The sequence below is a fragment of the Phytoactinopolyspora endophytica genome (assembly GCF_004138495.1).
Classification (GTDB): Bacteria; Actinomycetota; Actinomycetes; order Jiangellales; family Jiangellaceae; genus Phytoactinopolyspora; species Phytoactinopolyspora endophytica.
This window is the reverse complement of the sequence record NZ_ML142858.1, coordinates 12,665-21,339: the sequence shown is the minus strand read 5'-3', so window position 1 is coordinate 21,339 and position 8,675 is coordinate 12,665. Positions and strand designations below refer to the sequence as shown.

Genomic DNA, 8,675 nt, shown 5'->3' with positions numbered 1-8,675 from the left:
CCACCGACTTGGCCCGCACGACGTGGACCTCGCCGCTGGCGAGGTCGTAGGCGACCACACCGGCGGTGCGCCGCTCACCATCGACCTCATTGAAGATGACGTCCAGGACGTAGAACTCGCTGAAGAAGTCCACGTTGTGCTTGATGCACTGCTGATAGAGCGTCTGCAGGATCATGTGCCCGGTGCGGTCGGCCGAGTAGCAGGCGCGCCGCACGGCGGCCTCGCCATGGTTGCGGGTGTGCCCTCCGAACCGGCGCTGGTCGATGGTGCCGTCCTCGGTCCGGTTGAACGGCAGGCCCATCTTCTCCAGATCCAGAACGGCGTCGATCGCCTCCTTGGCCATGATCTCCGCGGCGTCCTGGTCGACGAGGAAGTCGCCGCCCTTGACGGTGTCGAAGGTGTGCCATTCCGGGCTGTCTTCCTCGACGTTCGCCAGGGCTGCGCACATGCCGCCCTGTGCGGCGCCGGTGTGCGAGCGGGTCGGGTACAGCTTGGTGATCACAGCGGTGCGGGCCCGCTGTCCGGCTTCGAGAGCGGCGCGCATGCCGGCTCCGCCCGCTCCGATGATCACAACGTCATATTGGTGAGTCTGCATGGGAGTACCTACTTTCTACCGCGGTTACGGCGCCGGGCAGAACGACGGCAGCAAGTCAGCGGCCGCCTCGGCGGGGCACGGGTCGAATGTGAAGATCACCAGGGTGCCGAGGACTATGGTGATCGCCGTGGCGGTGTAGAGCCCGACCTTCAGCCACATCCGGAGCTGGTCACGTTCGGCGTAGTCGTTGATGATCGTGCGCAGTCCGTTGGTCCCGTGGATCATGGCGAGCCACAGCATGAGCAGGTCCCAGATCTGCCAGAACGGGTCGGCCCACTTCCCGGCGACGAAGGCGAAGTCGAGCGCGTTGATGCCGTCGCCGATCATCAGGTTGACGAACAGGTGCCCGAAGACCAGCACCATGAGCAGGACGCCGGAGATCCGCATGAACAGCCATGCGTAGAGCTCGGTGTTGGTACGGCCACGCGACCGGCGCGGCGTACGCGGTGCGGCGATGGTGGTTGCGGTCACGAGTCTCAGCCTCCGAACACGTGAGAGAGGTGACGGATCATGAACGGCACCATCAGGACGACCCAGAGGATCAGCACACCGGCCAGCATCTGACGCTGGTAGCGCGGGCCCTTGCTCCAGAAGTCCACCAGGATGATCCGCACGCCGTTGAAGGCGTGGTAGATCACCGCTGCGACCAGTCCGACCTCCATGAGACCGACGATGGGCGTCTGGTACGTCTCGATCGCGGTGTTGTAGGCCTCCGGCGAGACCCTGACCAGCGCGGTGTCGAGCACGTGGACGAAGAGGAAGAAGAAGATGCCGATACCGGTGACCCGGTGGGCCACCCACGACCACATGCCTTCACGGCCGCGATAGAGCGTGCCTGCCGGCGCTTTGGGCACGGGAGGTCACCTTTCGCATATCTCGGAGTTCGGGCGCACGATCATGAACGAGCTACGGCATCCGCATCGAGGGGACAACCTCCCCGTGAAGGCCGGACCACTCGTTCATGTGCGCCCAGCCGCAGCATTCGGGCTGCGACCGGCGTTTATCGTAGCCCGACAAACAACGCCGATCCGTGGTGAATCTCACCTCTGGCGTGTGACATAAGTCCCCCCGCGACCGCTCGGCCACTCAGGAACGCGACGCGGCCGATCGACGGTTGTCGCGGGCGGCCTCACCATTGCGGTGCGCGACGGCGTCGGCGTAGTGGCCGAGCAGTTCGTCGCACACGGCGGCCCAGGAGCGGCCGTGGACGGACTCCCGGGCGGCCACCGACATGGCGCTGCGGAGCTCGGCATCGCCCGCCAGCTTCTCGACGGCGGCCCGCATCTGAAGGGGGTCGGCCGGATCGGCGAGGAATCCGTTCCGACCGGGGGCGACGAGGTCGACCGGGCCGCCGGAGTTGGGCGCCACCACGGGAACACCGGAGGCCAACGCCTCTTGGACGGTCTGGCAGAACGTTTCCGCGGGGCCGGTGTGGACGAACACGTCCAGGCTGGCGTATGCCCGCGACAGATCCTCGCCCGTGCGGAAACCGAGGAACGCGGCATCGGGCAGCTGTCTACGCAGGGCGTCCTCGCTCGGCCCGCCACCGACGATCGCCACGCGGATGCCTGGGACATCGCGCAGGACCGCCAGCGAGGACACATGCTTCTCGGGGGCGAGGCGTCCGACGTATCCCACGATGGCCTCCCCCGCGGGGGCGATCTGCCGGCGCAACCGCTCATGACGATGCGCCGGATGGAACCGGACCAGGTCCACCCCTCTGCCCCACCGGGCCAGCCGCGGGAAGCCATGGGCCGCGAGCTGCTGCATCGTCGCCGACGACGGCGCGAGCGTCCGGTCCGCCCTTTCGTGAATCCGCCCCAGCCAGGACCAGATGGCGCCATCGCCGACCATCCGCCAGACGCGGTAACCGCGGGCGAACCCAGCGAGATCCGTCTGGAAGACCGCTACGGTCGGAATCTCCAGCCTCGCCGCCGCCTTCATCCCGGCTTTGCCGAGCCAGGCCGGCGAGGCCAGGTGGACGACGTCCGGCTGGAACTCACGCAGGACGGCGCTGATCCGCCGCCAGGTCGCGAGCCCTACGACGCTGTCCTCGTTGCCCGGCAGCGTGGCCGAGCGCACCCGGACGACGGGCGCACCGAGGTACTGCGTCACGCCCTCGCCCGGAGCGACGACGAGCGCGTCGTGCCGGTGCCGGGCCAGGTGCTCCACGACCCGGCAGACCGAGTTCGTCACTCCGTTGATCTGCGGTAGAAACGATTCGGTGATGATCGCGACGCGCATGGCTCCACGTTGTGGTTCCCCGATGGCGCCGTGGCGAGGTCGACGTGAATGAACGATGACGAGCAGACGTCAATTGATCCGATAACGGGACGCTATCTCAACATGAGAGATGGGTCGTGACTTTCACCAAAACGGATGCCCATGATTTTTGTCAAGGGTCGGCGGAATGCGACGTAGTCAGGGGTGGCCTATGACGGCGGAGGCAGGACAGCAAGTCGCACGGGTGTTACTTCTCGGTAAGCGCGCTCGCGTGCTTGATGAGTTAGGACGCACGTTGCAGCATCTCGGGATGGAGGTCATGCAAGAGACCGACCTCGACCGCGCTACCAGCATCGACGGTTCGTCCGTCGACGTGCTGGCGCTCGGACGGGCGGTGCGCGGCGCTAAGCGCGAAACAGTGGTCACAACACTTAAAGCGCAGAATCCGGCGCTAAAGGTGGTCGATGGGCTCGCGCCTATACCGCCATTGATTGTCGCCCAGATTCAAGAAGCGGTTAGTATACCATCCGGCGGCCAAAAGATTGTTGCTAGTGCAATGTATGAGCAGGTCAACAATCGCGTGGTCGTGATGATGTCGCGGCCGGCGGAAGTCGGCGTCATGCTCCACCGGCTCGATCCGCTTTATCGGATGCATCAAACACCCATCTTCGCCGGGCGCCTGGGCACTGGTCGCCAGAACCTCCCGATCGGCCGGAAGGTAGGCCGGGGGGAGCGGTATCTGGTGATCCGGGCCGACCAGGAGACCTCGGTGCATCAGGTGCATTGACAAGGGGCCGCCGCGGCATGGCACTCTCAGTGCGTCGGCCGCGGCGGCCTCGTCGTCAGGAGAGCGTGGCCTCGGCCGAGGCCTCACGGCGCTCGTCGCTGATCAGCTCGCCCTCCTCGTCGACCGGCGTCAACGTCGCGTCGAAGATCACCGGCGAGTCGGTCTTGTACATGAAGTTGGTGCCGTACGAGAACGACTCACCAGGCCCGAACGTGTAGATGGGCGGGTCCAGGTAGCCTGCTCCGCTGCTGTACACCTCCATCTCCGCATAGAGATCGTTGTCGGTAATGGAGTCCATGCCCTGCAGGTACTCCCAGTCCTCGTATGTGGCATCGACGTTCACCAAGCTAGAGCTGAGGTCGACCGGCTCATCGGAGGTGTTGGTGACAACAAAGTTCACGAAGACGATCTCGTCACCCTCGGCGAGGATCGGCTCGTTGGTGTCCGGGTCGGCCAGCATGCCGTCCTTCGGCGACTCGGTCACGCCTACCTGGTAGACCTCGACCTCGAAGCCATCGCCCTCGATCGTCGCGATCTGGTCACCGTTGACGCTGACCGGTTCGGCCCATTCAGCGGCCACGTAGTCACCGTCACCGGCGCTCGCGTCGGCGTCGTCACCCTCGTCACCCTCGTCGTCGGCGTCGTCGCCGTCGTCCTCGGGTTCGTCCTCGTCGTCGACCTCTTCGATCTCAGCATCGTCGGCGTCGTCGGCGTCAGGCTCGTCACCCTCGGACTCCGCGTCGTCGACGCTCTCCTCGCTCGTTGTGTCGTCGGACTCATCGTCATCCGACGAGCAGGCGACCAGCCCGAGGGCGAGCACGCCCCCGACGGCGGCGGTCACCACACGACGCGATGCACGCGTCATTCGCATCTAGCTATCCCTTCGATTGTTCATTCGTGGATCTCCGGCACCTGGATGCCGGGCAAGGCCGAGCACAGCTACGGACGACGTCCGCACAGGCTGCCGACCCGACCGCCTGACACGCTATACGCCTGGTACACAGCGCATTCACCCAGGCCGGAGGAGCGTTGACCAGCGAGTGGTGGTAGCGTAAGAAGATTTCATCGCATGATGAACTGTGGATCTTCTCGCTGCCCCACAGGCTCGCGCGCACGCGCTGAGGTCAGCCGTCGGCGACGGACGGGTGTGCCGAGGGGTGTATCGGCCGGAAGGACTCACGTAGACGCCCCGGAACAGCCGCGATACGGTGCTGACGTCCCTGTTCACGAAAGGAACGGACGAGGGCATGAGCGCACGAAAGCGGTCCACGCCATGACGCGATGGCTCGTCACGGGCGCGGGTGGGATGCTCGGGCATGATCTGACATCGCTCCTGCCCTCCGACCAGACCACGGCACTGACCCGGCCGGAGCTCGACGTCACCGATGCCGCCGCCGTCGTCGATGCGGTCGCCGGCCATGATGTGGTCGCGCACCTGGCGGCCTGGACCGACGTCGACGGCGCGGAGGCGGATCCTGACGCCGCCATGACGGTCAACGCGGCCGGTACCGCCAACGTCGCCAGAGCCTGCCGCAAGCACGGCGCCCGCCTGGTCCACATCTCCACCGACTATGTCTTCAGCGGTGCAGCCCACGAACCGTACCGGGAGGACGAGCAGGTCGAACCGGTCTCCGCCTACGGCCGTAGCAAGGCCGAAGCCGAGCGTGCCGCTCTGGAGCACGCCCCGCAGACCGCGGTGATCCTCCGCACGGCGTGGCTGTACGGGGCGCACGGCAAGAACTTCGTCTCCACCATGCGACGGCTTGCCGAGACCCGGGACCACGTCGATGTCGTCGACGACCAGACCGGCCAGCCCACCTGGACTCATGACCTCGCCGAACGGATCGTGGACGTGGTCCGGGCGGACGTGCCCGCCGGCGTGTATCACGCCACCAACTCCGGGACGACCACCTGGTTCGAGCTGGCGCGGGCGGTCTTCTCCGCCCTCGGTCACGATCCGGCGCGAGTGCGGCCGACGACGTCCGACCGGTTCGTCCGGCCCGCGGCGCGTCCCGCCTACTCCGTGCTCTCCCACGACGGCTGGGCACGCACCGCGCTGCCGCCGATGCGGCACTGGAGACAGGCGTTCGACGCCGCGGTCCCCGTGCTCCTCAACCCTTGATAGCGCGGTACGCCTCGGTGACCGTGTAGTCCGGCAGCAGGCCCTGCCGCTGCGCCTCCGCGAGCGACGGCGCGCCGGCGTCCTTGTCCGAGAGGCGATGGGGCATCAGCCCGCCATGACGATCTACCGACGGCCACATGATCGCGATCTCCGGATCGAGCGGATCGATCCCGTGCTCGCGCTCCGGCGCATACTCGCTCGAGCACAGGTAGGCGACGGTGGACCCGTCCATCAGAGACATGAACGCATGCCCCAGCCCTTCGGAGACGTACACGGCCCGGCGGTCGACGTCGTCGAGCAGCACCGAGTCCCATTTCCCGAAGGTCGGCGAGCCCAGTCTCAGGTCGACGACGACGTCGACGACCGCACCTACCAGGCAGGTCACGTACTTCGCCTGGCCGGGAGGGACGTCGGCGAAGTGCACTCCACGCACGACGCCGGCCGCCGAGACGGAACAATTCGCCTGGCGCAGGTCGAGCAGATGACCGAGTTCGGCCTCCAGCACGTCCTGGCGGAACCACTCCAGGAACGTTCCCCGCTCGTCGCCGAACACGCGCGGCGTGAACGTCCACGCGCCGCCGATCTCCATCGGCTCCAATGTGCCGCCACTCACGCCAGGCTCACCTCCACTCACCCAAGTAGTGTCCTGCACACCGAGCGCCCTGAGCCGCAATGTGCAAACGCACCGCAGGACTCTGGCGCGTCACGACGACTCCAACGGCGAGGGCGCGCCATCGAGCAGCCCCAGCAAGTAGGCACCGTATCCGGAGCGCTCCAGTTCTCGTCCTCGTCGCCACAGATGATCGTCGTCGATCAGGCCCAGGCGCCAGGCGACCTCTTCCGGACAACCGATCTTCTGCCCCTGCCGGGCCTCGATCACCCGCACGTAGTCGCCCGCCGCCATCAATGTCTCGAACGTGCCGGTGTCCAACCAAGCCGTCCCGCGCGGCAAGACCTCCACCTGCAACGCGCCGCTTCGCAGATAGGCGCGGTTGACGTCGGTGATCTCCAGTTCGCCGCGCTCCGACGGCCGCAGCCGCCTGGCGATCTCGATGACCTCGTTGTCGTAGAAGTACAGACCTGGCACGGCATAGCTGCTCCGGGGTGCCTGCGGCTTCTCCTCCAGGGAGACCGCGCGTCCCTCGGCGTCGAACTCGATCACGCCGTACGCACGCGGGTCGGCGACGTGATACGCGAACACGACGCCGCCGCCGGGGTCGGCGTGCTTGCGCAGCTGCGTGCCCAGACCGGCGCCATGGAAAATGTTGTCGCCGAGGATGAGCGCCACCGAATCGTCACCAATATGCTCGGCGCCGATCAGAAACGCCTGCGCGAGGCCTTCCGGCTCCGGCTGACTGGCGTAGCGGATGGAGATGCCGAACGCCGAGCCGTCGCCCAGCAGCTTGCGGAACGCATCGGCGTCGTCGGGAGTGGTGATCACCAAGATGTCCACCACACCGGCCAGCATCAACGTGGTCAGCGGGTAGTAGATCATCGGCTTGTCGTAGACCGGCATCAGCTGCTTGCTGACCGGAATCGTCAGCGGATGCAGCCGGCTTCCCGTTCCGCCGGCAAGAATGATCCCCTTCATGCCATTCAGCCCCCCTCAGAGCTCGCCCCACCCGTCCCCATGATCATCAACCGTTGGCCGCCCAGGGACCGGTCTGAGCGTTGATGATCATGAGAAGGAACGAAGTGCAGACTTGGACACCTTGCCCCAAACCGCCCAGATAGGCAAGATATGCGTGCAGCGGTCGGAAATGCAGGAAATTCGCCTCCTGCTACCGAGGGGGCCGTTGGCCGACAATGGGGGGCATGCAACACATGCGGATTTTGGTGACCGGCGGTGCGGGGTTCATCGGCTCACATTTCGTGCGTTCAGCGCTGAACAGCGACTATCCGGAGCTGGCCGACGCCGACGTCGTCGTGCTGGACAAGCTGACCTACGCCGGCAACCGGGCCAACCTGGCGACCGTCGCCGAGTCCCCCCGGCTGAAGTTCGTCGAGGGCGACATCTGTGACGGCCCGACGGTCGACGCACTGATGGCCCAGGTGGATCAGGTGGTGCACTTCGCGGCCGAAAGCCACGTCGACCGCTCGATCGTCGGCGCGGGCGACTTCGTGATGACCAACGTGGTCGGGACCCAGACCCTGCTGGACGCCGCCCTGCGGCACGGCATCGAACGCTTCGTCCACGTCTCCACCGACGAGGTCTACGGCTCGATCGACGACGGCTCGTGGCCCGAAGACCATCCGCTGCAGCCGAACTCCCCGTACAGCGCCAGCAAGGCCGGCGCCGACCTGCTGGCCCGCGCCTACCACCGCACGCACGGCCTGCCGGTGGTGATCACCCGCTGCTCGAACAACTATGGTCCGTACCAGTTCCCGGAGAAGCTCATCCCGCTGTTCGTCACCAACCTGCTCGACGGGCTGCCGGTCCCGCTCTACGGCGAAGGCGCAAACGTGCGGGACTGGCTGCATGTCGACGACCACTGCCGCGGGATCGACCTGGTCCGCGCGGACGGGCAGCCCGGTGAGGTGTACAACATCGGCGGCGGCACCGAGCTGACCAACCGCGCGCTCACCGAGATCCTGTTGGAGGCGTCCGGAGCCACGTGGGACAGCGTCGAACGCGTCCAAGACCGGCTCGGGCACGACCTGCGCTACTCGGTCGACATCACCAAGATCAGCACCGAGCTCGGGTACTCGCCGAAGATCCCCTTCGACCAGGGCCTCGCGGACACCGTCGCCTGGTACCGCGCCAACCGCTCCTGGTGGGAGCCACTCAAGCGGTTGCCGCACACGTCGGTGTGACAGCGGAGGCAGACCGGCCTCAGCGGCGGCTGCTCTCGTCCCGGAGCCAGGCATCATCCCGGTTCCGGTTCGCGCGACGCGCCCGCAGCCGAGCGACGACGGCTGTCGCCAGGAACACGGCGACCTTGGGCACC

General features: G+C 66.6%; 10 protein-coding genes. 3 read left to right on the top strand and 7 right to left on the bottom strand.

The window, feature by feature from the left end:
• From ELR45_RS41055 to ELR45_RS19145, 4 genes are all read right to left on the bottom strand, one after another.
• The coding region (locus tag ELR45_RS41055) for an FAD-binding protein (RefSeq protein WP_240759873.1) at positions 1 to 595 on the bottom strand (595 nt) is incomplete at its 3' end.
• A 24-nt stretch (positions 596 to 619) separates the two neighbouring features.
• On the bottom strand, positions 620 to 1,075 hold the full coding sequence (locus ELR45_RS19155; protein WP_129667958.1) for a succinate dehydrogenase hydrophobic membrane anchor subunit: 456 nt from the start codon (positions 1,073 to 1,075) through the stop codon (positions 620 to 622).
• A complete protein-coding gene (gene sdhC, locus ELR45_RS19150) occupies positions 1,072 to 1,449 on the bottom strand; it encodes a succinate dehydrogenase, cytochrome b556 subunit (RefSeq protein ID WP_129667813.1) in 378 nt (125 codons plus the stop codon). The genes ELR45_RS19155 and sdhC overlap by 4 nt, the downstream gene beginning before the upstream one ends.
• Before the next feature lie 232 nt (positions 1,450 to 1,681).
• Entirely contained in the window at positions 1,682 to 2,839 is a 1,158-nt protein-coding gene (locus ELR45_RS19145) for a glycosyltransferase family 4 protein (protein WP_129667812.1), read from the bottom strand.
• Between the two features lie 250 nt (positions 2,840 to 3,089).
• Between ELR45_RS19145 and ELR45_RS19140 the strand changes: the two genes are divergently transcribed.
• Positions 3,090 to 3,605, top strand: coding sequence for a hypothetical protein (locus tag ELR45_RS19140; RefSeq protein ID WP_165367925.1), 516 nt, complete (start codon positions 3,090 to 3,092; stop codon positions 3,603 to 3,605).
• Between the two features lie 55 nt (positions 3,606 to 3,660).
• On the opposite strand, the gene ELR45_RS19135 is transcribed toward ELR45_RS19140, so the two are convergent.
• Positions 3,661 to 4,476 (bottom strand): hypothetical protein, encoded by an 816-nt coding sequence (locus ELR45_RS19135; protein WP_129667810.1) that lies wholly within the window; start codon positions 4,474 to 4,476, stop codon positions 3,661 to 3,663.
• Between the two features lie 402 nt (positions 4,477 to 4,878).
• Between ELR45_RS19135 and rfbD the strand changes: the two genes are divergently transcribed.
• Positions 4,879 to 5,727, top strand: coding sequence for a dTDP-4-dehydrorhamnose reductase (gene rfbD / locus ELR45_RS19130; protein WP_129667809.1), 849 nt, complete (start codon positions 4,879 to 4,881; stop codon positions 5,725 to 5,727).
• On the opposite strand, the gene ELR45_RS19125 is transcribed toward rfbD, so the two are convergent.
• Both ELR45_RS19125 and rfbA read right to left on the bottom strand, forming a co-directional pair.
• Positions 5,717 to 6,316 (bottom strand): dTDP-4-dehydrorhamnose 3,5-epimerase family protein, encoded by a 600-nt coding sequence (locus ELR45_RS19125; RefSeq protein WP_129667957.1) that lies wholly within the window; start codon positions 6,314 to 6,316, stop codon positions 5,717 to 5,719. The two genes, rfbD and ELR45_RS19125, sit on opposite strands and share 11 nt — an antisense overlap.
• A gap of 114 nt (positions 6,317 to 6,430) precedes the next feature.
• Complete coding sequence (gene rfbA / locus ELR45_RS19120; RefSeq protein WP_129667808.1) at positions 6,431 to 7,318, bottom strand: glucose-1-phosphate thymidylyltransferase RfbA; 888 nt, start codon at positions 7,316 to 7,318, stop codon at positions 6,431 to 6,433.
• A 233-nt stretch (positions 7,319 to 7,551) separates the two neighbouring features.
• Between rfbA and rfbB the strand changes: the two genes are divergently transcribed.
• Positions 7,552 to 8,541, top strand: a complete 990-nt coding sequence (gene rfbB, locus ELR45_RS19115) for a dTDP-glucose 4,6-dehydratase (protein WP_129667956.1) — start codon at positions 7,552 to 7,554, stop codon at positions 8,539 to 8,541.
• The last annotated feature ends 134 nt before the right edge of the window (positions 8,542 to 8,675 follow it).

Coding starts and splice junctions, on each gene's coding strand:
- rfbA (WP_129667808.1), bottom strand. CDS start 7,318: ATGAAGGGGATCATTCTTGCCGGCGGAACGGGAAGCCGGCTGCATCCG.
- rfbB (WP_129667956.1), top strand. CDS start 7,552: ATGCGGATTTTGGTGACCGGCGGTGCGGGGTTCATCGGCTCACATTTC.
- ELR45_RS19145 (WP_129667812.1), bottom strand. CDS start 2,839: ATGCGCGTCGCGATCATCACCGAATCGTTTCTACCGCAGATCAACGGA.
- ELR45_RS19125 (WP_129667957.1), bottom strand. CDS start 6,316: ATGGAGATCGGCGGCGCGTGGACGTTCACGCCGCGCGTGTTCGGCGAC.
- ELR45_RS19135 (WP_129667810.1), bottom strand. CDS start 4,476: ATGCGAATGACGCGTGCATCGCGTCGTGTGGTGACCGCCGCCGTCGGG.
- rfbD (WP_129667809.1), top strand. CDS start 4,879: ATGACGCGATGGCTCGTCACGGGCGCGGGTGGGATGCTCGGGCATGAT.